The 26,352-nt window shown below is 40.7% G+C and carries 22 protein-coding genes; 11 read left to right on the forward strand and 11 right to left on the reverse strand.

The window, feature by feature from the left end:
- Positions 1–49: 49 nt before the first annotated feature.
- Both smc and RMX98_RS17100 read left to right on the forward strand, forming a co-directional pair.
- Positions 50–3,436, forward strand: a complete 3,387-nt coding sequence (gene smc, locus RMX98_RS17095) for a chromosome segregation protein SMC (protein ID WP_409881575.1) — start codon at positions 50–52, stop codon at positions 3,434–3,436.
- A 63-nt stretch (positions 3,437–3,499) separates the two neighbouring features.
- Positions 3,500–4,492, forward strand: a complete 993-nt coding sequence (locus RMX98_RS17100) for a PRC-barrel domain-containing protein (protein WP_322680479.1) — start codon at positions 3,500–3,502, stop codon at positions 4,490–4,492.
- A 300-nt stretch (positions 4,493–4,792) separates the two neighbouring features.
- Here RMX98_RS17100 and RMX98_RS17105 read toward each other — a convergent pair.
- The 5 genes from RMX98_RS17105 to RMX98_RS17125 form a co-directional block, all read right to left on the reverse strand.
- Positions 4,793–5,667, reverse strand: a protein-coding gene (locus tag RMX98_RS17105; protein WP_322680480.1) for an IS630 family transposase whose coding sequence is annotated in 2 segments (ribosomal slippage) — positions 4,793–5,335 and positions 5,338–5,667 — 873 coding nt in all. Because the reading frame shifts where the segments join, the coding sequence is not laid out codon by codon here.
- A gap of 111 nt (positions 5,668–5,778) precedes the next feature.
- On the reverse strand, positions 5,779–6,045 hold the full coding sequence (locus RMX98_RS17110) for a type II toxin-antitoxin system RelE/ParE family toxin (protein ID WP_322680481.1): 267 nt from the start codon (positions 6,043–6,045) through the stop codon (positions 5,779–5,781).
- Positions 6,042–6,281, reverse strand: coding sequence for a hypothetical protein (locus RMX98_RS17115; protein WP_322680482.1), 240 nt, complete (start codon positions 6,279–6,281; stop codon positions 6,042–6,044). Before RMX98_RS17115 ends, RMX98_RS17110 begins: the two co-directional genes overlap by 4 nt.
- Positions 6,282–6,326: 45 nt before the next feature.
- Positions 6,327–6,689 carry a type II toxin-antitoxin system VapC family toxin gene (locus tag RMX98_RS17120; protein ID WP_409881303.1) on the reverse strand — a complete coding sequence of 121 codons (363 nt, stop codon included), beginning with the start codon at positions 6,687–6,689 and terminating at the stop codon, positions 6,327–6,329.
- A 60-nt stretch (positions 6,690–6,749) separates the two neighbouring features.
- Positions 6,750–6,986, reverse strand: a complete 237-nt coding sequence (locus RMX98_RS17125; RefSeq protein WP_322680483.1) for a type II toxin-antitoxin system Phd/YefM family antitoxin — start codon at positions 6,984–6,986, stop codon at positions 6,750–6,752.
- 288 nt (positions 6,987–7,274) lie between these two features.
- On the opposite strand from RMX98_RS17125, the gene RMX98_RS17130 reads away from it, so the two are divergent.
- The 3 genes from RMX98_RS17130 to RMX98_RS17140 all read left to right on the forward strand — a co-directional run bounded on the left by RMX98_RS17130 (position 7,275) and on the right by RMX98_RS17140 (position 9,743).
- A complete protein-coding gene (locus RMX98_RS17130) occupies positions 7,275–8,999 on the forward strand; it encodes an ABC transporter ATP-binding protein (protein ID WP_322680484.1) in 1,725 nt (574 codons plus the stop codon).
- 152 nt (positions 9,000–9,151) lie between these two features.
- Positions 9,152–9,511, forward strand: a complete 360-nt coding sequence (locus RMX98_RS17135; protein WP_322680485.1) for a type II toxin-antitoxin system Phd/YefM family antitoxin — start codon at positions 9,152–9,154, stop codon at positions 9,509–9,511.
- Positions 9,512–9,536: 25 nt separating this feature from the next.
- On the forward strand, positions 9,537–9,743 hold the full coding sequence (locus tag RMX98_RS17140) for a Txe/YoeB family addiction module toxin (protein WP_322680486.1): 207 nt from the start codon (positions 9,537–9,539) through the stop codon (positions 9,741–9,743).
- A 159-nt stretch (positions 9,744–9,902) separates the two neighbouring features.
- On the opposite strand, the gene RMX98_RS17145 is transcribed toward RMX98_RS17140, so the two are convergent.
- Positions 9,903–11,381, reverse strand: coding sequence for a protein adenylyltransferase SelO (locus tag RMX98_RS17145; protein WP_322680487.1), 1,479 nt, complete (start codon positions 11,379–11,381; stop codon positions 9,903–9,905).
- A gap of 116 nt (positions 11,382–11,497) precedes the next feature.
- Between RMX98_RS17145 and RMX98_RS17150 the strand changes: the two genes are divergently transcribed.
- On the forward strand, positions 11,498–12,181 hold the full coding sequence (locus RMX98_RS17150; protein ID WP_322680488.1) for an SMI1/KNR4 family protein: 684 nt from the start codon (positions 11,498–11,500) through the stop codon (positions 12,179–12,181).
- A 24-nt stretch (positions 12,182–12,205) separates the two neighbouring features.
- Here RMX98_RS17150 and RMX98_RS17155 read toward each other — a convergent pair whose 3' ends face one another.
- Together RMX98_RS17155 and RMX98_RS17160 are read right to left on the reverse strand one after the other, a co-directional pair.
- Positions 12,206–12,661 (reverse strand): hypothetical protein, encoded by a 456-nt coding sequence (locus tag RMX98_RS17155; protein WP_322680489.1) that lies wholly within the window; start codon positions 12,659–12,661, stop codon positions 12,206–12,208.
- A gap of 393 nt (positions 12,662–13,054) precedes the next feature.
- Positions 13,055–13,630, reverse strand: a complete 576-nt coding sequence (locus RMX98_RS17160) for a GNAT family N-acetyltransferase (protein ID WP_322680490.1) — start codon at positions 13,628–13,630, stop codon at positions 13,055–13,057.
- Positions 13,631–14,086: 456 nt separating this feature from the next.
- Here RMX98_RS17160 and bioB point away from each other — a divergent pair, with 456 nt between their 5' ends.
- Positions 14,087–15,094 carry a biotin synthase BioB gene (bioB, locus tag RMX98_RS17165; protein WP_322680491.1) on the forward strand — a complete coding sequence of 336 codons (1,008 nt, stop codon included), beginning with the start codon at positions 14,087–14,089 and terminating at the stop codon, positions 15,092–15,094.
- Between the two features lie 70 nt (positions 15,095–15,164).
- On the opposite strand, the gene RMX98_RS17170 is transcribed toward bioB, so the two are convergent.
- A complete protein-coding gene (locus RMX98_RS17170; RefSeq protein ID WP_322680492.1) occupies positions 15,165–16,346 on the reverse strand; it encodes a class I SAM-dependent methyltransferase in 1,182 nt (393 codons plus the stop codon).
- Between the two features lie 498 nt (positions 16,347–16,844).
- Positions 16,845–18,080, reverse strand: coding sequence for a pre-peptidase C-terminal domain-containing protein (locus tag RMX98_RS17175; RefSeq protein ID WP_322680493.1), 1,236 nt, complete (start codon positions 18,078–18,080; stop codon positions 16,845–16,847).
- Positions 18,081–18,629: 549 nt separating this feature from the next.
- Between RMX98_RS17175 and RMX98_RS17180 the strand changes: the two genes are divergently transcribed.
- From RMX98_RS17180 to RMX98_RS17195, 4 genes are all read left to right on the forward strand, one after another.
- The gene (locus RMX98_RS17180) at positions 18,630–20,690 is read left to right on the forward strand and encodes a protein kinase domain-containing protein (protein WP_409881299.1); all 2,061 of its coding nucleotides are present in this window, start codon (positions 18,630–18,632) and stop codon (positions 20,688–20,690) included.
- A 253-nt stretch (positions 20,691–20,943) separates the two neighbouring features.
- Positions 20,944–22,221, forward strand: coding sequence for an O-antigen ligase family protein (locus RMX98_RS17185; RefSeq protein ID WP_322681041.1), 1,278 nt, complete (start codon positions 20,944–20,946; stop codon positions 22,219–22,221).
- Entirely contained in the window at positions 22,205–23,365 is a 1,161-nt protein-coding gene (locus tag RMX98_RS17190; RefSeq protein WP_322681040.1) for a glycosyltransferase family 4 protein, read from the forward strand. The genes RMX98_RS17185 and RMX98_RS17190 overlap by 17 nt, the downstream gene beginning before the upstream one ends.
- A 41-nt stretch (positions 23,366–23,406) precedes the next feature.
- Positions 23,407–23,601 (forward strand): hypothetical protein, encoded by a 195-nt coding sequence (locus RMX98_RS17195; protein WP_322681039.1) that lies wholly within the window; start codon positions 23,407–23,409, stop codon positions 23,599–23,601.
- A gap of 109 nt (positions 23,602–23,710) precedes the next feature.
- On the opposite strand, the gene RMX98_RS17200 is transcribed toward RMX98_RS17195, so the two are convergent.
- The gene (locus tag RMX98_RS17200) at positions 23,711–26,326 is read right to left on the reverse strand and encodes a chloride channel protein (RefSeq protein ID WP_322681038.1); all 2,616 of its coding nucleotides are present in this window, start codon (positions 26,324–26,326) and stop codon (positions 23,711–23,713) included.
- Positions 26,327–26,352 lie beyond the last annotated feature (26 nt).

Raw genomic sequence — 26,352 nt, forward strand, 5'->3', positions numbered from 1 at the left:
GTATAAAGTACCAAATAACCGTCAAACGTCATCAGCGTCGTAATTCCATTTGGATGGGGTCCCAAGGCAGGCAGGGGGAGCTGGGGAGGCTTCGGGAGCAGGGGAAGCAGGGGAAGAAAATCTAAAATCCAAAATCGCTCGACTGAGCGAAGTCGAAGTCCAAAATCCAAAATCGGGAGAGTGGAGTGTTACTAGAAGGCTGCGAGTTAGTCACCAAGGGAGTTACACGTCGAATTACTATATTAATGGTGTACCTTGCACGTTAACAGAGTTGCATGGGGAACTAAGTAATCTACGGGTTTATCCTGAAGGTTACAATGTGGTACTCCAAGGGGATGTCACCAGCATTATCTCGATGAATGGGCGGGAACGACGGGAAATTATTGATGAATTGGCTGGGGTAGCGGCGTTCGATCGCAAAATCACTCAAGCTAAATCAACTTTAGATGAGGTGAAGGAAAAGGAAGATAGCTGTCGGATTATTGAAACGGAATTAACTGCACAGCGCGATCGCCTTTCCCAAGATCGGGCGAAAGCTGAGAAATATCAAAAACTCCGCACGGAATTTCTAGCCAAACAATCCTGGGAAGCTGTTTTATCATGGCGATCGCTACAAGCACAACAAGAAAAATTAGTTCACGAAATTCAAACAGGCGATCGCAATTCTACTGAACTCACTACTCAACTCACAAACCTAAATTCCGAAATCGTCCAAAAAACTGCTGAACTCGAACAACTCAATGCCCACGTCAAAGCATTGGGAGAAGAGGAACTTTTGGCGGTACAATCTACCCTCGCCACCCAAGAAGCAGAACGTAAACAACTCCAGCGTCAGCTAACAGAATTACAAACAGCTTCTCAAGAAACCGCCAAACGTTTAACTCAAACTCAGCAAGAGATTCAAAAACATCATCATTCCCTAGAAGAAATTGCCGAAACCCACATTGTAGAGACGCGATTCATCGCGTCTTCCCAACAACAAAGAAATGAAGCACAGCAATCTCTAGAAACCTCCCGCGAATCCGCCGCAGAAATCGCCTCGGCTTCAGAAGCCTGGGTGCAGCAACAAACAGCATTCAACCGTCAAATTGAAACTTTGCTGCAAACTCTAGAACCGCAACGCACAGAAAAAGCACAACTCACAGAACGCAATAATCAGTTACAGCAACTAATTTCAGAGCAAACCCAGTTAATTGAACGCGACGAACCGCTATTAGCCCAAAAACAAACTGACTGTAGTCAAATTGAAACAGAATTTAACACCTCTAGCGAACCCATCCAAAATTTAGCCCAAAATCTCTCAGCTACAGAACAAGAACTACAAATCCAACAGGAAACTCAAAAACGCTTACTTTCTGAACAACGAGAAAAACAACGCCAATTGGATAAAATCGAGGCGCAAGCGCAAGCACAGCAAGAAGTCCAAGGAACCCAAGCGAGTAAAGTTATTTTACAATCGGGAATGCCTGGACTTTGTGGCTTAGTTGTGCAGTTAGCAAAGGTGGAACCCCGCCATCAACTAGCTTTAGAAATGGCTGCCGGTGGACGCTTGGGACATATTGTGGTGGAAGATGATGGTGTAGCCGCAGCCGGGATTGAATTGCTCAAACAGAAACGTGCAGGGAGAGCGACTTTTTTACCACTAAATAAAATTCACGCTCCCAAATTTACTCAAGATGCAACGCTGCGTTTTGCTAGCGGCTTTGTTAATTATGCTGTGAACTTAGTTGACTGCGATCGCCGTTACAAAGATGTATTTAGCTATGTTTTCGGCAACACCGTAGTATTTGCCAACCTAGAGGCGGCGCGGAAAAATTTAGGCTTATATCGCATCGTCACCTTAGACGGGGAACTCTTAGAAACCAGTGGTGCAATGACTGGTGGTAGCAACACTCAGCGTTCCTCCTTACGGTTTGGCAATGCGGAAGCGGCGGAATCTGATGAAGCGATCGCTTTAAAAACTCGCTTGGTGGATATTGAGCGAATTTTAGAGCGTTGTACTGAAGCGATCGCTACTTTGTCAACCAGAAGCAAAAAACTCACCCAAGAACTCACCGAAGCGCGTCAGGCGCGGCGCGAACAGCAGTTGCAATTGGAACAGTTGCAAAAAGATATTAAGAATTTGACAGCGCAATTAGAGGGGACGCGATCGCAACTCGCCCAAAACAGCGAAAAATTAGCCACTGCTCAATCCCGATTAGAAATTTTAGAGCGGGAATTACCTGGACAAGAAAATGAGTTGCAACAATTGCGACATTTATTAGCAGAGTTAGAAGCATCCCAAACCCCCAGTGAATGGCAACAAATCCAGGCAACCATTAAAATCCAAGAGCAACAATTGCAACAACGCGAAACAGCATTACGCGAAGCTGAACAAAGATTAAAAAATTTAGAAAATCAGCAACAACGTTTGCAAGAAAAAATCCAAGAAGCAGAAACGCGAATCACCGAATACGAAACCCAACAAACCTCTTGTAGAGACGCGATTCATCGCGTCTTGAGCCAAATCACCACGATAGACGAGCAAATCACCCAAACCCGTTTATCGTTGAGTCAAATGGAGCAAAATTTAGGCGAAGAAAAACAAAAACGCGACGCCACAGAACAAGAAGTGCGATCGCATCTTTTGCGCCAACAACAATTGGAATGGGAAATCCAAAAACTCCAAGAAACCCAAGAAAAACGGCGAGAGGAACTAATTGCATTGCAAACTCAATTGCGGGATGTGGGAGCAGAATTACCAAATCCCTTGCCGGAAGTTCCAGACAAGGTAGATTTGGAAGAATTGCAAAAAGAATTGCGATCGCTTACCAAACGCTTACAGGCAATGGAACCAGTTAATATGCTGGCGTTAGAAGAATACGAACGCACTCAAAACCGCCTCCAAGAACTCACGCAAAAATTAGAGACACTAGAAGGGGAACGCACCGAACTACTTTTACGAATTGAAAACTTTACCACATTGCGGCAACTTGCCTTTAAAGAAGCTTTCGATGCTGTTAACGAAAACTTTCAATCAATTTTTGCCATTCTTTCCGACGGTGACGGCTTCTTGCAACTCGAAAATCCCGAAGATCCCTTTAGCAGTGGGCTAAATTTAGTTGCACATCCCAAAGGTAAACCGGTACAGCGCCTAGCTTCCATGTCTGGGGGAGAAAAATCACTTACCGCCTTGAGCTTTATTTTCGCCTTGCAACGCTACCGCCCATCGCCATTTTACGCCTTTGACGAAGTAGATATGTTCCTAGATGGAGCAAACGTAGAGCGATTAGCTAAAATGATTAAACAACAGTCACAACAAGCGCAATTTATAGTTGTGAGTTTGCGTCGTCCGATGATAGAATCAGCCGAACGCACAATTGGCGTTACTCAAGCACGAGGAGCTTACACTCAAGTTTTGGGGATTAAGTTACAATCATCCAATACATCTGCTTGAATTTTTGTTAATAATAGTGTATAGATAAACCAAACCGGATTCGAGATCAGGACTCGGTATAGAATGACCTCCGAACAGATAATTAGGCGTTCCGACATATTAAATACCCAGGTGATTACCCGCGACAACGGCAAGCGGCTAGGCATCATCAGTCAAGTCTGGGTTGATATCGATCAACGAGAGGTTGTGGCTCTTGGTTTGCGAGACAGCCTGATCTCCATTTCGGGCATACCGCGCTATATGTACCTCAACAACATCAGCCAGATTGGTGATGTCATCCTGGTTGATAACGAAGATGTCATTGAAGATATCGAAGTTGAATCTCTCAGTAATTTGATTAACTGGGAAGTAATTACAGAAACAGGTGAAGTCTTAGGCAAAGTTCGGGGCTTCAAGTTCAACGGCGAAACCGGGAAGCTTGAATCTATAGTCATTGCTTCTTTAGGATTGCCCCAAATTCCCGATCAATTTGTGAGTACTTACGAGTTCTCAGTGGATGAAATTGTCAGCACTGGCCCCAATCGATTGATTGTGTTTGAAGGAGCCGAAGAACGGGTAAATCAGTTGACAGTTGGTTTACTAGAGCGCTTGGGTATCGGCAAAGCACCTTGGGAGCGAGATATAGAAGAAGAATACGGCTATACTCCACCTCGGACAATTGCACCACCCAATCAACTGCCTAGTGGAGTGCCATTGCAGCCACCCAGGCAAAAAGTTCGCGCCCCCGAACCCGTAGCGCAAGAAGAATGGAATGAAGACTATGTGGAAGAAGAAAGGCCACAGCGTCAGGTAATGAAAGCGCGGCAGTATGAATCTATTCAATACGAAGAAGACGAGGAAGAAGATAACTGGAGCGAGGCAACGGGTAGCGACAGGTATCAACAACCGCAGCCGCTAAAGTATGAAGCCAAGCCTTATAGCAAGCCATACGTTGACGAATACGATGATTATGACGACGTAGAGGGCGATGCTTGGGAAGATGAGCCGAAGCCTGTGAATATTCCTAAGAAAGTTAAAGAAAGGCAGCCAGAATACGAAGAAGAAGGCGGATATTAATTCGTAATACTTCGGCTCCCTTCTCTACGAAAGGCTACTTCGGCTTACCTCGACTTCTCTACGAGACGCTACGCGAACGCTCGGCACAAGTCGCTCAGTACAAGTGCGCCAACGGCTACGCGGTAGTTGAGTGTAGTCGAAACTCAGTACAAGTTCGTAGTTCGTAATTAAATTTGAAGATTAGTCTAGCTCTTTCCTTATAAATAAGGAGAGGGCTAATTTTTAGTCTGGATAAGGGTTTTATGCCTAAATTGTGTGTAATTACTTTTGTTTAAGTACTTATAGCAACCGCCAGCGTGGTTAGGACGCTAAGTGCAAGACATACTCCATCGCATCACGTAGACAATTAAACTGGTCAAGTTGCTTGCGAATCCGACTTTTGAGCCAAGACCAGCATCGCTCAATCTTATTAAAGTCCGGTGAATAAGCAGGTAAGTAGAGCAACTCACATCCGGCTTCCTGAATTAGTAGTTCAATGCGACCTCCTTTATGAAATGTGGCATTATCCATGACCACTACCTGTCCTGGTTTGAGTACGGGAATCAGACAAGTTTCCAGCCAAATCTCAAATACAGCGCGATTACAGGCTCCTTCGACAGTAAACGGAGCCATCAGTTGCCCAAGACACTGGGCTGCGATCATATTCACTCGCCCTTGTCGTCGTCCTGACTTCAAGGCATGAAACCGTTGTCCTCTCTCATTCCAGCCAAAACCGTAGTCTTCTCGGTTGTCCATGCCTGCTTCATCCACATAAACAATCGTTTCATCCCCAAAGCTGGCCAACTGCTCTATGAACGTTTGCCGTTTGGACTCATCCCGTTCAAGGTAGCCGTAGGTCTTTTTTTTCGCGTAAATCCAATTTTCTTCAGAGCTCGTGAGATTGTGCGATGGCTAATGTCACCCTGCCATAATTGCGCCATCTCCACCTGGGTTTTATCTCCATGAGTCTTGGCAAACGCCCGAAACTGCTCCCAGTCTGTGATTTTATGGTTGTTGCCTCTTGGTCGGTTAGGCAATGCCCTGACATCTCCCGTTTGGGCTTTACGTTGCAACCACAGGTTGATCGTGTTGCGGCTGATATTGAACAGTTCACTCGCTTCGCTTTTTTTGAGTCCATCTAACTCGATCGCTTGGATCACTTTCTGACGGAAGTCGTAACTGTAGGGTTTAGGCATGGCAGAGCAGACGATAGCAGATCATAATAACACCTTTAGTTTACGTCCTAACTATCCTGGCGGTTGCTATATAGCGAAGATACTGTAGGCGATAGCTCTAATATTTGTTTATCAACTCTCATTTTTATAAACCTTGCTACGATGCCCAACATCTATAACATTTACCCATAAAACATCATCGAAAATATCGTATATAACTCGATAATCGCCTACTCTAATTCGATATGTGTTTTCTTCACCCTGTAACTTTTTAACTCCATTGGGACGTGGTTCTATAGCCAACTCATCTATTTTGGGTTGTATGCGATCTTGTAATTCTTGAGATAATTCTTTAAACATTTTCCTCGCTCCCTTGGTAAATTTAACTTCGTAAGTCACGCTACGTCCTTTTTTCTTTCATTAGCGATTTCCTTTTTAATGTCGTCCCATGCGATAAAACTATTATTTTCTACATCACTTTTAGCAGCATGATAGGCTCTTAAATCGTTTTCGTCCTCTTCATCTTCGATTTTTTGAAGTAATGCATAAATTTCATCTAGAGTACTATCGTAAGCTTGGTTTAACAGTATGTTAATGGCTTGGATTAATTGTTCGCGTTCTTGTTCGGTTTTCATATTTAAGCCTCTTTAAGATTGTTAAGTTTGATTAATTTTTTAATTCTATTTTTTAAATGTATAATTCAGTTCGAGCCAGTTTTCTACTTTTAAATTAGGAACACGGGAAAATTCACGAGTATTGGCGGTAACGAGAGTTAGACCAAGGGTTAAAGAATGGGCAGCAATTAATAAGTCATTACCTCCAATCGGTTTACCAAGTTGTTCTAAATCAGTGCGAATTTCTGCGTAATATTGCTCTACAGGATGAGTTAAGGCTAGTATTTCAATACTATCTAAAATTATTTCAAGTTTTTCTATGAGCTTTTGGGAGTTCTTTTTTCTAGCCCCAAATCTTGATTCACAAGCTACGATAATACTTGTACAAATTTTGTCTTCTCCGACATCTTGAATTTTTGAAAATACCACTCCTCTGGGGTTTTTAATTAGTTCGGAAATGATGTTTGTATCTAAGTAAGTATAAATAACTCATTTTGAAAACTCAATATCATCTAAGGGTAATAATCCTTCGTCCACGTCGGCAAAGTCTTCCTCCAGTGGTTCAAGGGTGGAAAGGGTTTCCAGGAGGGATTTTTTCTTGATGGGGGAAATGATGGCGAAGGGGATACCGTTTTGCGTAATAGTGAGGGGTTCGCCTGTTTTTTGGGCTTGGTTGAGTAGGGTTTGGATGGTTGCGGGGAGGTCGGAAAGGGTGATTTGTGTCATAGTGGGTTCTGGGGTTAGCGGATGGGGACTTGGCGCACATCTATTTTACCTGTGACGACGTTGGCGATCGGGGCAGTGCGATATTCTTTTAACAGTTCAAGAAGCAATTGAACTTTGGCTTTTTGTTGGTCAATTTGGCTTTTTTTTGGTCTAAATATTTGGCGATCGCTTCATTAATGGCTGGCCATAGTCGCTAAAACAGTTTATAACTAATTAGTTAACTGTTTAGAAACTCACTAAAAACTGCTAGCGTCAAACAAAGTAAAATATCGCTGTGGACTTTCGAGCTTGAAAACCCGTTCTAATTACTGGCTACTACTGCCTTATATCCGACTTCAGTGGCAAACCATCACCAAGGGACTTATTGGGATCTTGGGATACGTGCTGGCGACATTAGTATTAATTAATCTCGCTGGGAAATTGGCAACTCCTTTTGCCCAAGGTAATGTAGTAGCGATCGCTCAAATAACTGGTAGCTGTGCTTTAGTATTTCTTGTTAGAGGGTTGTTTCAGTCTATACAAGATATGTACATGGCGAAAGCTGCTTTGCGAGTTGCTTTTCATCTCCGTCAGCAAGTCTACGCCCATCTGCAAAAGCTAAATCTCAGCTATTTTGAAACCGCAAAAGCTGGTGATTTATCTTACCGCCTCACCGAAGATGTTGACCGCGTTGGCGAAGTGGTAAATAAAGTATTTCATGACTTTATCCCCTGTATTTTGCAGTTGCTAGCAATTCCGATTTACATGATTTATCTGAATTGGCAACTGACACTAGCAACAGTGATAGTTGCCCCTCTAATGGGTATTTTAGTTGGCTGGTTTGGCGAACGTTTACGCAAATATTCCTCAAAAAGTCAAAATCGCGTGTCGGGTTTATCAGCCATCCTTGCAGAAGTTTTCAACGGGATTCGTTTGGTACAGGCTTTTGCTGCCGAAAATTACGAAATCGCCCGCTTTGGCCATGAAGCAGAACGCAGTCTCAAAGCAAAATACTCAGCCGAACGCCTAAAAGCGATTCAGATTCCGATCATCGGATTTCTGGAAGCCTTAAGTGCTTTATTATTACTGATTGTGGGAGCTTGGCAAATTTCCCAAGGTAACTTGACAGTGGCGAGTTTTTTCAGTTATCTGGCGGCGGCGGCGCTGTTAATTGATCCCATTGGTCATACTACTAACAACTACAACGAATTTAAGCAGGGTGAGGCATCTGTTGACCGTGTTTTTGAATTGATGGCAATTCAGCCGACGGTGATCGAAAAAGCAAATGCGATCGCTCTCCCCCCAGTCAAAGGCAAAGTAGAATATCGTCATATTTCCTTCGCCTATAAACCAGGTGAACCTGTCTTAAAAGATATCAGTTTATTGGTATCGCCAGGTGAAGCGATCGCGCTTGTAGGTGCTTCTGGTGCTGGTAAAACTACATTTGTGAATCTTCTTCCGCGTTTTTACGACCCGGAAGTTGGGCAAATACTCATTGACGATGTTGATATTCGAGATGTGAAGTTGCATAGTCTGCGGCGACAAATTGGGATTGTTCCTCAAGAAACCATCATCTTTTCGGGGACGATTGCTCAAAATATCGCCTTTGGACAATATATTTTTGACATCAAAGCAGTTAAAGAGGCGGCAAAAATTGCTAATGCCCATCAATTTATTAGCCAACTACCAGAAGGTTATAAGACTTGGGTAGGCGAACGTGGGGTAAACTTATCAGGTGGACAAAGACAAAGAATTGCGATCGCTCGTGCTGTTCTGCTCAATCCTCAAATCTTGATTCTTGATGAAGCGACATCAGCATTGGATTCCGAGTCGGAAGCGTTGGTACAAGAAGCGCTGGAAAGATTGATGGAAAAACGGACGGTGTTTATTATTGCTCACCGTTTATCGACAGTTAGAAGGTGCGATCGGATTTTAGTTCTCGAACAAGGACAAATTGTCGAATCGGGAACCCATGAAGAATTATTAGCCCTAGAGCGTCGCTATGCGCGGTTTTATGCCCAGCAGTTTAGTTAGTCAGAATTGCTTGACCAGGTTTTTTGAAAATTTTACTCTATCAATTTCTGTTATGTTACGATAGAACAATCGACCTGTACAGAAAGTCTGTACAGGTTAAACAAGAATGTACTTAATTTAACTTACAAGTGCAAAGGAAACTGTTGATACTTATGGTTTCTAATACTTATACTTACACACAAGCACGAGAAAAGCTGTCTGAACTCTGCCAGAAAGTTACTTCAGAACGCGATTTTGTAATCATTACACGTCGTAATGCTGAAAGTGTAGCTTTAATACCTGTTGATGAACTTTCTAGTATTTTAGAAACTGCTCATCTTTTACGTTCCCCTCGTAACGCTGAACGTTTGCTAACAGCTTTAAATCGAGCTAAATCAGGAGTTGTGGAATCTCAAAGCTTGGATGAGCTTAGTAAGGAGTTGGGATTTGACCAAAAAGAAGAACCTCAAAAGCCAATCAAAAGAAGAAATTCCAGCAACTCAAAAGCAAAGAAAGACAGTATTTCAACCTGAATTTTTAGAAGACTTAAAATTTTGGGTGGAAAACGATCAACGAGTTACCCTTAAGGTTTTGGATCTTGTCAAAGAGATTTGCCGAGATCCTTTTAAGGGGAAAGGTAAACCAGAACCTTTAAAATATTTAGATCCTAATACTTGGTCTCGCCGTTTAACACAAGAACATAGAATTGTATATCTTGTAGAAGATGATGAAATAAATTTTTTACAAGCTCGTTATCATTATTAACTATTAATTATCCCAAAATATAAGTAGCACGGTTTTCTGTGCGAATGCGACTCATACCCCATTTTATCATGGAAACGCAGGCCAAAGGCATCTATTGACAAGAAAGCAGGGGGGCAAAGGAAAAAAAGGATTTTCGTTATAAGCCTTGCCCCTTTTTAACTATCTCCTAGACTGAATTTTGTTGATCAACTCATAAAAAGGCTGCCAATTATCTTCTTGGGCAATTGCTTCCCAAACTGACTCAATCACAGGTCTTAATAATGCCGTTTTGGGATTATGAATAGCTAGAGTTTGAGCAATTATATTGGTGCGTAGGCGTAGCCCGTCGTAGACATCGCTATCAAAATCATTCAAGATTTTGTGGTATGCTATGCACCAATCATCAAAAATTGCTGATGCGCCCGGTACTGGTACAATATCTGAATTATTCATTACAAAACCTGGTTCATCCCGCCATTTCGATGAAAAAGTACGAGCCATCTCATAGAAGAATTGATGATAACCAACTTGGCTTGCTTTCAAGAATTCAATCGTGAGATTTAAGAGTTCTTCAGCTTGTGGATGTTGCAACTCCACAAAACCTAACTTTTTCAACATCAAAGAACTGTATTCAGCTTGATAATATTCATCAAACCTAGCTAAACTAGTCTCCATATCGCCTTTATTAATAATTGCCTTTAAAGGTTCCTGGAGCATTTCTAAATTCAGCTTGCAAATAATTGGTTGATTACTGTAACAGTAGCGTCCAGAATAATCAAAATATGCAGCGATAAAGTATGGGTCATAAGTAGGGATAAATGCATAAGGCCCATAATCAAAGCTTTCTCCCGTAATCGACATATTGTCAGTATTCAACACTGCATGACAAAAGCCAGCCGCCATCCACTGCGCTACTAGTTGTGCAACCCGTTTAACTAATTCGGCGTAAAACAGGATATATTTATCTTCTTCAGCATTTAAGTGTCGATAATACTGCTCAATTACGTGGTCTAACAGCTTCTTAGTTAAATCTGGACGCTGGAAATAGTGCAGTCGCTCAAAGGTGCCAAACCGAATATGAGAACTGCTCATCCTAACCATCACAGATGAACGGGTAGGCGAAGGTTCATCACCCCGCCACAGGGGTAAACCTGTTTCAATCATGCTTAGACAGCGCGAGGTACGTACACCCAAGTAGTGCAGTGCTTCCGCAGCCAGAACTTCCCGCACGCCACCTTTGAGCGTCAGCATACCATCGCCACCACGGGAGTAGGGCGTTCTTCCAGTACCTTTAGTGCCAAAATCGTATAATTCGCCATCATTGGCGCGTACTTGCCCGTAGAGAAAGCCTCTACCATCACCCAACTGTCCGTTATATTCGCCAAATTGATAGCCGTGATAACGCAATGCCAACAAGGGTTTGCGCCCCTGAAATTGGCCAAAGGCTGTGATGAAATCTTCGTCTTTGACTGCTTGGGGGTCTAGACCAAAACGGGGCAATAGTTCATCATTACGCCAACGCAGGAGGTGTTGAGGAAATTCTGCTGCTGCAACCTCATCGTAGTAGTCGCCGCCTAGAGATTCTAAAGCGCCTTCGTAGTTGAGGGAGAGAAAAGGATTGCTAGAATTTTTGTAGTTCGGAGTTTCAGCCAGAGTCATTACGAGCAAAGCTTAATTCATTCTTCCTTTAATACTACCTCTGGCATTAGCATAGACGCAAAAAGCGACCCATATCTAAAATATGGCAGCGTCACCATTAAAATCTAGAGCGCATAATGAATAAAGTTTTGCAATTAAAGAAAAAATTAGCTCAATTAGCTATTTTAGACGCTACATTTGAGGTTTTTGGCTCAGAATCACACCAATATCAATTTAAACCTTGCTTGAGTAACAAAGATATTCAAGCGTTTGAATCCATACATAATATTACATTGCCAAGTGAATATCGAAACTTTCTCTTAGAAGTTGGTAATGGTGGTGCAGGGCCAGGATACGGCTTATCTGGGCTGTCAGCAATTGAAAATGAAGATGTCATCCCAGAAAAACTATACCAAGAGAACTACGAAATTCTCTCTAACCCATTTACTTTGACAGAAGCATGGAATGATTTAGATTTGATTGTCAAGAATAATACAGATTTTGTTGACAACAGTGATGCTTACTTTGCTGATAAATTTATTCAGGGCACTCTCACCATTACAAATTATGGTTGTGGAATTTATGCAATGTTAGTCATTACTGGCGAACAGTCAGGAAAAATCTGGATAGATGACCGTACTAATGAAAATGGGATATATCCTGCTTCTTTGACTTTTTGTCATACTTTCCATGACACTAACCCTGATGATTTTCATCCAGATAGCGATAGTGATGAGGAGCAGCCTTTAAGTTTTTATGATTGGTATGAAGACTGGCTCAATCGAAGTTTAGAGCAAATCCGCCAGTCTTCCGAAATTTAACCTTAATTAAATCAAACTGATTTTTTATTTAGTAATGGGTTGTGATGGTGGTGGGTTAATTCCTACTGAATTTGATGTTGGTTGTGATGCCTGTGAAGAGAGAATTTTTTTCACTTGTAGGTTATAAGCTTGCAAAATTGATTGAACCTGTTTCTGTTGATCTTGATTCAGATTCAAAGATGTTAACACTGTTCTGATTCTCTGACGGGATTGCAGTGCTGCCTTAAATTTAGTAGCTTGGGACGGATTTAATAGAGCCTGAATATCCTTATCTCTTTGCTGCCGAGCCAGTTGAATTTGTAGACGCTGTTGCTTTGTGAGTTTCATTGACTGACGTGATGCAACACTAGTCTGAGTTTTTAAGGGTGGTGTAGTAGCGGAATTTGGCCCTGGTGCTGCTAAGACAACGCCGTTTAAGATGGTAGCAAAAGCGAAGATAGTAGAAAAGATAGATAAACGTTTTATAGAATTAATGGACATTTTGAAAACTCCTCAATCATTTAATTAATCAACTTGAACACATCGGCTAAAGCTAACCCTATAAGTGAGCCGATTAGCGAACAAAGATTACTATTGCATTTGCTTGTGGAGTTGCTGTGTATTTATTATGAATTTGTTATGAATTTATAGATATCCACAATTAATAAATATATGAAATTTATTCCAGTTGAAATATTGTACCCTTACTAATAGCTCTAAGAATGGTGATACTTATAAACTAAACATAATATAGTTTAAGGAAAAGTTAAATATTACTCACTTATATAAATTGCCCAATTTGCGTTCAAAAATAGCATTTATAAATAAGTGAGATCATTAACAGGTATAACGTGTAAATCGAAGAAATATTTTTGAGAATATTGTTAACTATTTTTAAAATGTAGGTGCTTTCCAATTATAATTTGTAAGACTTGTCAAAATATGATCTTCCCATTGCCCATTTATTAATAAATAGTCTCTAGCATATCCTTCAACGACAAAACCGAGCCTTTTGAGCACATTACCACTGCGCCGATTGTGAGGCATATAATTAGCCATAACTCGGTGAAAATTTAACTCTTCAAATAGATATTGAGTTGCAGATTTTAACCCCTCTGTCATATAGCCTTTACCTTGTTTATTTTCAGCAAGGCTATATCCCAAATAACAAAAATGAGCGGCTCCTCGGACAAAATTACTAAAGTTGACCGTTCCAATAACTACAGTGGGATTTTTTTTTGTAAAAACAAATAGTTTTAAAGATTGACCATTGATAAATTCTAGAAAACTATTTTCTATCTGATATTGCCAATATTCTTCAGTGAAAAAACCATCAGCCCAAAGAGGATAAAATGGAGTGAGATAAGTTTTGTTATCAATAAAGTATTTAAGAATTTGGGGTATATCTTCATGGATCGCTGCTCGTAATAATAGGCGATCGCTTGCAATTATTGGCAGTTCTGATATCATAAATTACTTAATCGGCGGGATCTCTTCTCAAAATATTCTCTAAATGTTATAAATTCTCTCATAATCTGCGGTTTAGCAGCAGTTAGATTAGCTATCTTATTATCAGCACTGACGCAAGTTTTATAATTTTTTCATAAAGCTTGTCAATAGTCAGGGGTCAATTAACTGATTTTATATAGACTTTGAACTCTTGACCAGCATGACAAAAGATATATCTATGCCCAATGCCCTTTACAAAAGATAGAGTGAGTATTTTTGCTCTTAATCTGCCATTCAACCAAAATCTTGATAAGCTGATGTCTAATATCTAGAGCGGAAGGATTGAGAGCCAATGGGTGATAAAGCACAGTCCAGGGTACAACTTCGATAAAATCGCTTTGCCCAAAGGCTGTACCGCAGCAGATTCAAGCAAAAAACAGCTCTTGATTTAACCCAGTCTACAAGAAGGATAGTGATGTGGTGGGAATACGCTACGATTGGCAGGAATTAGAGATTCGCGCGATATACAATACGCCATTGCTAGAGCTGATTTATCAAGCTGCTAGCGTGCATCGCCAATATCATGACCCAACAAAAATACAAGTTTGCAAGCTCATATCTATCAAAACCGGAGGTTGCCCAGAAGATTGTAGCTACTGCGCCCAATCTTCTCGCTATAAAACAGAGGTAAAGGCGCAAGCACTCCTAGAAAAGGAAACGGTAGTTAACATCGCCCAGAAAGCTAAAGAAACTGGTGTTAGTCGCATTTGTATGGGTGCAGCTTGGCGCGAAGTGCGGGATAACTCACAATTTGAGGAAGTCCTGGAAATGGTCAAGGATGTGACTGCAATGGGTTTAGAAGTGTGCTGTACTCTGGGGATGTTGACGGCAAATCAGGCTAGGAAATTGTCAGAAGCCGGACTTTATGCCTACAACCATAACTTAGATACCTCGCAGGAATATTACAGCACAATTATTACCACAAGGACATATAGCGATCGCTTGAACACAATTGAGAATGTCCGTCAGACAAATGTCACCGTTTGTTCCGGCGGTATCCTGGGTTTAGGCGAAACTGTTGATGACCGGATTGGGATGTTACAAACTCTGGCAAACTTACATCCGCATCCAGAGTCCGTACCGATTAATATTCTTTCACAAGTACCAGGCACACCCTTAGAAAATCAGCCTGATGTCCCCATTTGGGATATTGTGCGGATGATTGCCACAGCCAGGATTTTAATGCCAGCTTCCGATGTGCGTCTTAGTGCCGGGAGGGCGAGACTTTCTCAAGTTGAGCAAGCTTTCTGCTTTATGGCAGGAGCAAATTCTATCTTTTCCAGCGACGACAACAAGATGTTGACGGTGACAACTCCCTGTCCAGATTACGATACTGACCGAGAAATGCTGAATTTACTTGGTTTGGGAATGCGTCCGCCTTCTCAAAGACAGGAGAAGGTAGCAAGTCCGGCTGTTGTAGGATAAATATCTGATTGTGGGATTGGCGTTTCGGTCATCCCACAATAAATAATTGGATATTTTTTACCTAAATTCCCTAAGCAGGTGTCAATAAAATCAACTGCTGTTGCAAAAGACTTCTTACCCCATCCAATCCCAATTCTACATTTGTCAATATCTCTGCAACTGTGGCATTAGCATCACATCTTTGCATAAACTCAAACTCTGCTATAGATAAATTTACAATCTGGTAATCGTAATTAAAGAAACATTGACTAGGAAATCCCTCAAGACAAGGATTAAGTTCGGGAATCGCTGCCAATAGGGCGTTATCGTCTGACCAGTCAGCTTTAATTAGGGGAGGACGACCGAGGAAAAACTCGTAATGAGTTACTTCTGGGTCTAATAATTCTATCAGACGATAAAGCTGGCGATCGCTCAATTCTTTTGCCCGTTCCACTAACTCTGGTGCTTTACCCAAAAGTCTCTCTAAATCCCAGAAACTCGGATTCGAGAAACCAATAAATTCCAATCGCGAAGCATCAATTAATTCAAACAGCGTTTCAATGTTGTAGTCAATTTCTTGAGGATGAACGTACATATCAGCAAAGTATTCATCCTTGTTGTTTTCTAGTGACCAACGTTGTTTATCGTATTTGACAATTCGGTTATTTTCTGGTAAAGAAGCGAATATTTGTCGCCCGACTTGGACACCATCGCGGTAGTCACCTTTTTTGTCACCTTGAAGAAGTGCGATCGCTTTTTGCATCAGTTGAATTTCCCAGCGTCCCAATTCCCCGTACACAAAAATGTGCATTAAGCCGCCTGGGGCTAACTTTTTCGCCAAAGCTTGAATCCCGCGAATGGGATCGGGGGTATGATGCAAAACGCCAACACAGTTAATTAAATCAAACTCACCCGGTAACTGTTCCACATCAAACAAACTGAGGTGATGAAATTCAACGCGGTTAGCCCCTGAACGCTGACAACGTTCTTTGGCTACAGCTAAAGCACCAGTACTGAGGTCAATTCCCACAACAGAAGCTTGAGGATTGAGGTGAACTAAGTACTCTGTACCCACACCAGTACCGCAACCTGCATCTAAAATCCGAATATCTTGCTTTTGAGGTTTTTGCCCTGTGCAGAAATTATGAGCAGCTAGCCAATTCCAGCGCCAGTTGTAGCCTGGAGGTGGTTCATCCAACAGGGCTTCCGGCGGAAAGGGGTAGGTATTGTAGAGTTTGGCAACAGCAGCACTAACAGTTTGAGAATCGGACATGATGAGGAATAACGCAGCATTTCTGAGTTTAGCGGATAGTGGCTGATTAGAGCAAAGATTACTATTGCTTATTTCCTGCTATTTATTCAACAGCAAAGTCAGTAAATTGGCGTTTATAAGGAGTGTAAAATCCTAATACAATTTAGAGTTTGACAACAGCAGCGCTAACGATTTGCAATTCTTAGTTTAGCGAATGCGGAACACTTCAGGTATATAGATAATTGCGATCGCCATCAACCCATATCGCTAACGCATCTACGCAGTGACTGTCTCAAGTTTTTCCATCCCCGTGACAGGTAGAGATTTAAAACTATCGTCCCACAGTAGTTTCAGGTATAGCGATCGCGTAGCTAAAAAAATCGGGCGTTGCTGATTGCGGTATGAAAAATAATTTTGCGTTATTTCAAAATCCTTGTAGAGACTAGCAATTGCAACGTCTCTACATCCAAATTCATACCTCGATTCAGCAACACCAAAAATCGATCGATAAAGTCGAGCTTAAAAAATAGTTAATCTGTATTTACCGCGTTCCTGTGGGTTTTTGGAAGTAACAACTATATAGTATGTATCATCTTCAGGCAACCTAGCTCGGTCAATTAAAGCACTGTATACACCACCATTATCTTTGTCTTTATCGATAGCGATCGTCTGTCCTTGAGAATTTAGCAACGCTACGTAAGGAGAAAACTCTTCATCAACACTATCTACACGAATACTAACAAGCTGATTTTTTCTCCCTTGGAAATTAGAAACATTATAAGCGCCTCCATTTTGTTTCAAGGTTGAGCTTTTGGCACTTAGTTGTCCTGATTCATCTAAAGTATAGCTAGCTCTATCATTCCTCAGAGCCAAACTATAGCGACCTGTATCTCCAGGATTTTGACTAGTAACTGCAATCTTGTAAGTACCATTCTTAGGCAGTCGCGCAAAAATGAATGCATCATCGCCACCACTGCTTTTATCCAAAACGCCTTTTTTGACGATGATATTATTATCAGGATCGTGCAGAAACAATAAGGGTTTTAAACTCAAGTTATTTGATCTGCGTGTATCATTACTACCAATCAGCCTAATTTGGACTAATTGATTTTCTCTGCCCTCAAACTGGTAGAAATGAAAATATCTACCTTCAGATTGAAAGTCATTTTTACTCAAAATACCCAATGCAACATCTACAAAATTAATCTCTTTGTAAGTAGGTGTTATAGACGAAGAAAGCGCTGAATTGTCAACATTTTGGTTTCCCCTTGTAGCTACACTAGAACTTGGCTTGCGAACTCTCCCGGAGCCAGCATTGGAACGATTGGCGTTTGAGTTAGCAATTCTACCTCTAGATGCTCTTGATGAACCACCATTGGAACGATTAGAGTTTGAATTAGAAGTCCTACGTCGAGATGATCTAGGAGTAGAACTATCATTTGAAACGCTGGAAGTTCGCTGAAAATTTTCTGTGTGAGACGACACACGAGGAGTCTGCTGTATTGGTGACTCAATAGATATCTTCCGTCTTGGAGATATTGAAGCTTGAGAAGCAGGAATTTGCTCAATCCCTTTTTTTACTGCTTCTGGTTGTCTCTCATCTGGTGATTTAGCAATTATAAAATCTTGAGAATTTTGAGTTTTTACCAAAGCATTGATAGGTAGTACATTACTTGTGATTAACAAACTACTACTCACACAAGTAATTAAAACGCGACTTAATTTATTGCGATAGGTTTTATTTTCTAATAGCATAATTACTCTCCTAATTTTGCTGATGTCTTTGTCTTTCAGTAATAGACAAAATTAATACTAGTTGCTGTTTTAACCTCAGAATTGATGTAACCTAAAATAAAAATTTAGTATTTATAATACTTTAGGGGCTTGACAAAGGCATCGCCTATAACCCAATTAATTTGTCTATCCTACATACCTAAATGTTTGTCCAAATCCAATTGAAAATATAATTTTTTCAATTTAGACTACTATAGTTAATCTCAATTTTGTAAGTATATACTTAGCTACAAACTTAAATTGCGGCTTTTCGGATTATTGCCCGGATATTTTTGTAAAACTGACTAAATGGTTAATACAGATGTAATACATAAGTAGAGTTGACGCCCATCAATTCGTCAAAAGGCATCGTTCAAACACAACTTCCTCCAAAATATTTAAATTGTTCAATACCTGATGAGGTAAGGAAATTGGGGATTTGTATGGTACTTAAGTAATATTTACTAACAAGAGAGATTATACTGCATGACTTAAGATGAATATATACCCCAATTGAAATGGATTCCCAGTATGCTCTGTTGTGTGAATCCCGATTGCCAAAAACCCTTAAATCCTGATAAAAACAACTATTGTCACAGTTGTCGAACGGAATTGATACCCCTGCTGGGAGGTCGCTATCGTCCCATTCAGGTGTTGTCAGATGAGGGCGGATTTGGTAGAACCTATCTGGCAGAAGATGTACACAAACTGAATGAGTGCTGTGTTGTTAAACAATTTGCACCAAAACTTCAGGGAACTGGGCCACTCACAAAGGCCACTGAGCTATTTAAACAAGAAGCGAGCAGACTACAAGAACTCGCAGAACATCCACAAATTCCAACTTTATTGGCTTATTTTGAGCAAAATCACTATCTGTTTTTGGTACAGCAGTTTGTTAATGGGCAAAACTTGCATAAGGAATGGGAGACGCGAGGAAACTACAGCGAAATAGAGATTCGCGAATTTTTGCTAGATTTATTACCTGTGCTGAAGTTTGTCCATGTGCGGGGAGTAATTCATCGGGATATCAAACCACAGAATATTATTCGCCGTAAAAGTGATGGGCGATTAGTGCTAATTGATTTTGGAGCCTCTAAGCAGCTAACGGCAACAGTGCAAACTAAAATGGGCACTGTTATTGGCTCACACGGTTACACTGCACTTGAACAGATGCAAGATGGAAAAGCTTACCCAGCCAGTGATTTATTCAGTTTAGGGGCGACTTGTTTCCATTTACTTACAGGCGTTCGCCCATCTCAACTGTGGATACAGCAGGGTTATGGTTGGGTTGCGTCTTGGCGGCAATATTTGACCCGCCCAGGTAGGGATGGGATTTCTGTATCTATAGAGTTGAGTGAAGTTTTGGATAGGCTGTTACAACTAGACATCGAAAAGCGTTATCAATCGGCTGATGAAGTTATCACTGACTTAACACCTCAATTACCACCATTGGCATCAGTGCCCCCAACTATACTTACACCAACATTTGCAACTACCCCAGTAAACAAGAGGACGGTTTTACAAAAATCAAGTAACAAGCTGAAAACTCAACTGCTGTCAGGTTCTAGCGTTTTGGTATTGGCATTAGGAGGAGTTTGGTATTTTCAAACTCGCCCCCATACAATGAGTGAATATTCTCCACCTATTTCTCAGCCAATTCAGTCCCAAAAAAGCGTCTCGACAAATTCTTTTCTACCTAAACCTCTCAAGGGGCATTCCAGCGATGTGAATTCTGTAGCTTTCAGTCCTGATGGCACAACCCTTGCTAGTGCCAGTGATGATAAGACAATCAAACTATGGAACATAGCAAGTGGAGAAGAAATCCGCACCCTACAAGGACATTCCAATTGGATTTGGGCTGTTGGTTTTAGTCCTGATAGCAAGACTCTTGCCAGTGGCAGTGCGGATACAACAATCAAACTGTGGAATCTAGAGACAGGAAAGTTAATCCGCACCTTGCAGGGACATACCGACGGAGTTACTTCTGTAGCTTTCAGTCCTGATGGCAAAACCCTTGCCAGTGGCAGTGCTAGTAAGGACATGAAAATCAAACTGTGGAATCTGGAGACAGGAAAATTAATTAGCACTTTAGAGGGACATACCAATGGTGTTCCATCTGTCGTTTTCAGTCCTGATGGTAAAACCCTTGCCAGTGGTAGCTGGGATAAGACAATTAAATTGTGGAATCTGGACACAGGAAAGTTAATCCGCACTTTAGAGGGAAATGCAGAGTCGATTCTTTCAGTCGCTTTTGCTCCTGATGGTAAAACCCTTGCCAGTGGTAGTAAAGACAAGACAATCAAACTTTGGAATCTGAAAACAGGAAAGTTAATTCACACCTTAAAGGGACATAATGATAAGGTTAATTCTGTCGCCTTTTTACCAAGCGTAAGTCCAAATGGTGTCACCCTTGTCAGTGGCAGTAGTGACAAGAAAATCAAACTTTGGAATCCAGTCACAGGAAAGGAAATCCGCACTTTAGAGACGGGTTCTGGATATATTTATGCTGTTGCTATTAGCCCAGATGGACATACTATTGCCGGTGGTGGGAGTGGTGAAAACATTCTCAAGATTTGGCAGTTGATTAATTGAAAAGTGCTGATAGTCTAGATTCAGGACAAGTTGCAACTTTTTCTGATTCAACTCCAGAATATTTAGTTTGGCTAAAACCTCAGCTAAGTCGTAGTTTCAAGAGATCATATCGGCAGGGACTAGATTATGTTAATATTTTTTACGTGTTCATGATAATAGCTATAAAAAACATCAAAATCTATTCTTCAACCTGCGAGTGTGGGTTGAATGTAGTTTTTTGTTGTTAAAAAAAAATATCCAAAATTCAATGGTCATGATTAATATATTTTTCATACTCATACTGTTTTCTTCGCTGCTAGGGCGGGTTAAATTTCCAGGAATAGATATTGGGATTCACTATTTATTACTTCCTGTATTTAGCTTTGGGATAATTAGTTTATCTTTAAAATCTATACCAGCAATTATTAAGAAGCATAAAATAATTTTGGTGTCTATCGGTCTAATGTATTTGTGGATGTGGTTGTCTTCATTGATGAGCCAATTCCCAAATACTGCTATCGCTTTTAGTATAAAATATTCTACTTATTTTATATTGTTTTTTGCTTTTTTAATCTTAACTTTTAGAAATCCAAAAAGCTCATATTTAACATTTTACTACCGTTGCATATTGTGCTTAATACAGATAATTGCATTTTTCGGTTTTGTAGAGGTTTTAATTCCCAAAAGTTGGATTTTTAAATTATTAAAATTTCCTAGCTTTTATCCAGAGATTGGTTCAATTATGCAAAACCCTAATCAGTTCGGGGTAATAGTAGCTATTGGATTATGTTTAAGCCTGATTTTAGAAAAACAGAATAAAATTTCTAAACTTGAATTATATATAAACGAATTGATTTTTACAATTTCTTTAGCTTTATCTGCTAGTGGTAGTGGTTGGGTGATTTTAATTATGGGTATATTTCTTTTGTTTATATATAAAATTATTAGTTTTATAAAAATGGCTTATATAATTGGCTTATTATTTTTATGTATTGTCACTATCCCAGTTTCTACAGAGAGAGTTGGTTTGACAAATAGTAAAATATTTCCATTAATTAATATATTTTTAGGAAACTCAAATTTAGAAAACTCAAATTTAGAAAATTCACATCAAAAAGCGATTCCAAGTATTGTAAGAACAGGCTTGTCAAGGTTTGGAATGTGGCAGGCAGCTATTAATGAAACTATTAAAAGGCCATTTACTGGTATAGGCATAGGGGTCTTTCCAGAACAGGTAGGAATAAAAGTTTGGGGACATAAAGGTTATCACGCGCATAATATATTTTTAAATGTATTAGCAGAGCAAGGAATTCCTGGATTATTATTATTTACTAATTTTTTAGCAAAAATCGCATTTCAAGTTAAGTATGCTAATCCTTTAATTACTGTTCCGATTATTATGTTTTTGGCATCTCAAATAGTAGATGTTTTTACCGAAGACTATACTTTTACAACTATTGAGTTTTATTTTCTAGCAGCAGCTATCAATTCTCAAAAAGATTCAGTCGTACAATCAAAACCTGAAATCATTTACAATGTTCAAACAAACTAAGATTGATAAACATCATTTTGACTTAATATTTCCAAATATATTTGATTTTAAGGGAGGTATTCAAGTCTACTCAATATTTCTGCTGAAAGCTTTACAAGATGTATATCCTGAAGCTGATTATGATGTGTTTCTCAAGTATGATAAACAAAGTTTAATACAGTCACAAGATTTGCAGTTTTTAAGCTCAACAAGATTTCATTATTTTGGAGATTTCCCAAAATTATTGCAACCCATTTTATTTGCCACAAAAATAATTAATTTAGGTATTCTTAAACGTCCTACCATAGCGATTTCAACTCATGTTAATTATGCTATTGCTTGTTATGTTCTAAAACTTCTGACTGGGACTCCTTACTGGGTAGTTGCTCATGGCTTAGAAGTTTGGGATATCGAAAATAATGCTACTAAATTAGCATTAACAAAAGCAGATAAAATTATTAGTGTTAGCAATTACACTCGCAAACGGTTGCTTGAAGATAAAAGTATTGACCCAGAAAAAATAGTCCTTTTACCTAATACTTTTGATGCCAGTCAATTTAAAATAAATCCTAAACCTGCCTATCTACTCAAACGATATAATTTATCAAATGAACAGCCTGTAATTTTAACAGTAACACGCCTGGGGCGTATGGCAAAATACAAGGGTTATGACCAAATCCTTCAGGCGTTAATTAAAGTTCGCCTGCATGTCCCTAATGTTCATTTTATTCTTGCAGGTAAAGGGGATGATTTACCTCGAATTAATGATTTAGTCTCTAGCTTAAATCTACAAGATTGTGTAACGATCGCAGGTTTTGTACCCGATGAGGAATTGTGTGATTATTACAATCTCTGCGATGTTTTTGCTTTACCTAGTAAAGGGGAAGGGTTTGGTATCGTTTATTTAGAAGCTTTAGCTTGCGGTAAGCCTGTGTTGGCGGGTAATCAAGATGGCTCTGTTGACCCGTTGGCTGAGGGAGAGTTGGGATGTTTAGTTGACCCTGATAATGTAGAAGAAATTGCCGATAATCTAATTCAAATCCTGCAAGGAAATTGCTCTAACCCAGTAGTTTACCAACCCGAATACTTGCAGCAAAGAACTGTGGAAACTTATGATTTTAGTCAGTTTCGTGCAACTTTAGCAAAGTTAGTTGATGAACATTAGTTATAAAAGGAAATTTTTTATATACATTTAGGTTATAGAAAATGGATGATTCAATATTTGTTATATTTCTTGCCTTTGGATTTATTTGGGTTTTGATGGGAGTTGTAGGTTGGATTGCGTTTTTAAAATCTGAAGGTGAGGAAATTAAGTTTGGTAAGTGGGGACTTATAGTTGCTATTCCAATTTTAATACCAATAATTGTTTCTCTGATAATCGGTGTATTTTATCGTCAATAAAACGGGCGATCGCCGAACAAAACAAGCAGAAAACAGACGAACAAAAAATGAGGCAATAAATTACTTAGATAAGCTACTTATGGGGTTGTATTGCCAATTGATCTAAACTTTATTTATTAATCGCACCTCTAACCAAAATAACTGTACTTTCTACACCAGAGGCGATCGCTTCGGGAATATTACCTTGAATCGCTTGTTGCAACAATCCCTCGCGCGAAGCACCTAAAACTACAACGTCGTAACCTTCGGTTTTCACTAGGTTAATCACACCTTCTGCAACTGAATTAGCCTGGATTGGCAGAGCAACTACAGTGCTGGACAATTTACAGCGACGCATTAAATGGCGAAAGGCTTGTTCTGAAACTGACATGTCTGGCTTGAGTTCAGATGGCTTAAACACCTGTGTCAGGCGAATTTTCGGATCGTTTCCCAATGTAATTAAAGCCGGTAACAATTTAATTGCTAATGGAGAATTGGGGCCACCAGCCATTGGAACTAGCCATCGGTTGAATTGCGGAGTGGGGACTGGGGATTGATTTGTGCCTAATTTGACTAAGACTACTTCGCAGGTAGCTTGACGAATCACAGTGTCGACAACGTTTCCAAAAATCTTACCTGGGGTAGATGTGCTGCCTTTCCATCCCATTAAAATTAGGTCGATATGTTGTTCCTTGATTGTCTCCAAAATTGCCTGAGCTACGTCGTGGGTAACTCGAATCTGTGTGTGTAGGGGAATTTTCCATTTTTTTGCTAAGACTTCTGCCTGTCGTAGCAAGCGACGACTTTTTGCCGTTCTTACCTGTGTTTCCGATGGGGAACTGTGGCGGGGTATTAGCATCACTTGTACGCAATCTATTTCATAATGGCGATCGCGGGCAATCGCTGCTGCCATAAGTAATAAAACACCTGCTGTTTCAGGATTTGCTACGGGCACTAATAATCTTCCATTACCTGTGCTGGGCGATCGCGTTTGGTAAACTATGTATGAAGGTTCTGGTCGCAGTTTAGGAGTCCGGTTATCACAATTGAGATGATCTGCTTCCGCCCGAATAATATCTGCACGAGTAATAATCCCGATCAGTTTTCGTCCATCCACCACTGGTAAGCGACTGATTTGATAGCGATCGAGTAAATACAGCACATTGCTCAGAGTGTGGATTGGTGTAACTGTCATCGGCACAGGTGTCATAATTTCTTTTAAGAAAATATCATTGGCTAAATTGCGTTCGCGTATTTTTAACAAATCTGATTGCGTCACAATCCCGACTAACTTGTTATCTTCTACCACAGGGAAACCGCGATGATGAGAACGAGCAAAGGATTGCATTGCTTCTTCCAAACTCATCTCTGCATCCAAAGTTTCCACCCGTTCTTGCATCACATCTTTTGCAGTTAACTTGGTTAATGCTCCTTCCATTGGAACTTCTTTGGTGAGAGTGATGCCCTTTAACTCCAAAAGTTTCTCATAAAGCGAACCAGGCACTACCTTATCCGCAACCAGGTAAGCTGCTACAGAAACAATCATCAAAGGTAGCACCAAATTGAAATCTGTAGTCATTTCAAACACAATCACAATGGCTGTGATTGGCACTTTAGAAACGGCGCTAAAAAATCCACCCATACCCGCTAGGGCGTAAGTAGCAGGAGAACCCACTCCCGTGACGTATAACTCAAATACACCGATAATGTGTCCTAAACAAGAACCTAAAATCAGACTAGGAGCGAATAATCCCCCTGGCGCTCCTGAACCAAATGCGATCAGTGTGAGAATAAATTGTGCTGCAAAGGCGATCGCTGCTACGGTAGGATGGGAACCTCCAGTAATTAAGGACTCTCGTAATCCCGTATTGTCACGGAAGGATGGCGGAAGCATTGCCACAATAAAGCCAGAGATAAATCCAGCTAAAGCTACCCGCAGCGATAAACTGACATGTAATTTTCTATAAAATTTAATACTAAATATTAAGCCGCGATCAAACAATGCACCCAACAACCCTGCCAAAATACCCAATAAGAGGAAAAAGGGAATTTCGGGAATAGAGAATTGGCTGGAAGATTCTGCCAATTGCAGGTTAAGGTCGAGAGAGCCACCACCCAAGAGTCTGGATATCACCCCACCAATAAAGGAGGCGATAATAGCAGTTCCGAGAGTCAAACCTGATAAATCCTGGAGTAACTCTTCAACGATAAATAATACACCTGCGATCGGCGCATTGAAAGCAGCTGCCAAACCCGCACCCGCACCGGCCGCAATCATTTGCCGCCGATGGTCTGGGGAAGTGGGAACCCAACGACTCAACCCTGCTGCCAGACTTGCCCCCACTTGGACAGTCGGGCCTTGCCGCCCCAAAGTCATACCCGAACCTATGGCGATGATGGCACTAAGTAACTTCACACCTGCCACTCGCCAAGATAATGTCATAGGCACATTGGCTAGAGTTGCTTTAACTTGCGGGATACCGCTACCAGAAGCCTCTGGGGCCAATCTTTCCACCAACCAGCCAGCCACAAATCCCAGGACAAGACCAATTATCGGTAGTGCTAGCCATGCCGGGAAAATGTGGGTACTATGGACTCGCCATGTCCCCAGCCATCCCGATCCCACTTTTAGGAATACCGCAGACAGGGCAGCAACCAAACCGATCGCACAAGCTTCGGCGATCGCTAAACCTCTTCTTGGCTGCCACCAGGTACGAAAGCGCTGATTCAGAACTGGAAGAGACATAATTTTTGAAGATTAGGGCATTGGGC

The organism is Nostoc sp. DedQUE02 (assembly GCF_034531035.1).
Taxonomy (GTDB): domain Bacteria; phylum Cyanobacteriota; class Cyanobacteriia; order Cyanobacteriales; family Nostocaceae; genus Nostoc.

Coding starts and splice junctions, on each gene's coding strand:
- RMX98_RS17170 (WP_322680492.1), bottom strand. CDS start 16,346: ATGTCCGATTCTCAAACTGTTAGTGCTGCTGTTGCCAAACTCTACAAT.
- RMX98_RS17155 (WP_322680489.1), bottom strand. CDS start 12,661: ATGTCCATTAATTCTATAAAACGTTTATCTATCTTTTCTACTATCTTC.
- RMX98_RS17190 (WP_322681040.1), top strand. CDS start 22,205: ATGTTCAAACAAACTAAGATTGATAAACATCATTTTGACTTAATATTT.
- RMX98_RS17175 (WP_322680493.1), bottom strand. CDS start 18,080: ATGCTATTAGAAAATAAAACCTATCGCAATAAATTAAGTCGCGTTTTA.
- RMX98_RS17180 (WP_409881299.1), top strand. CDS start 18,630: ATGCTCTGTTGTGTGAATCCCGATTGCCAAAAACCCTTAAATCCTGAT.
- RMX98_RS17185 (WP_322681041.1), top strand. CDS start 20,944: ATGATTAATATATTTTTCATACTCATACTGTTTTCTTCGCTGCTAGGG.
- RMX98_RS17115 (WP_322680482.1), bottom strand. CDS start 6,281: ATGAAAACCGAACAAGAACGCGAACAATTAATCCAAGCCATTAACATA.
- RMX98_RS17145 (WP_322680487.1), bottom strand. CDS start 11,381: ATGACTCTGGCTGAAACTCCGAACTACAAAAATTCTAGCAATCCTTTT.
- RMX98_RS17195 (WP_322681039.1), top strand. CDS start 23,407: ATGGATGATTCAATATTTGTTATATTTCTTGCCTTTGGATTTATTTGG.
- RMX98_RS17150 (WP_322680488.1), top strand. CDS start 11,498: ATGAATAAAGTTTTGCAATTAAAGAAAAAATTAGCTCAATTAGCTATT.
- RMX98_RS17200 (WP_322681038.1), bottom strand. CDS start 26,326: ATGTCTCTTCCAGTTCTGAATCAGCGCTTTCGTACCTGGTGGCAGCCA.
- RMX98_RS17100 (WP_322680479.1), top strand. CDS start 3,500: ATGACCTCCGAACAGATAATTAGGCGTTCCGACATATTAAATACCCAG.
- RMX98_RS17125 (WP_322680483.1), bottom strand. CDS start 6,986: ATGACACAAATCACCCTTTCCGACCTCCCCGCAACCATCCAAACCCTA.
- RMX98_RS17160 (WP_322680490.1), bottom strand. CDS start 13,630: ATGATATCAGAACTGCCAATAATTGCAAGCGATCGCCTATTATTACGA.
- RMX98_RS17135 (WP_322680485.1), top strand. CDS start 9,152: ATGGTTTCTAATACTTATACTTACACACAAGCACGAGAAAAGCTGTCT.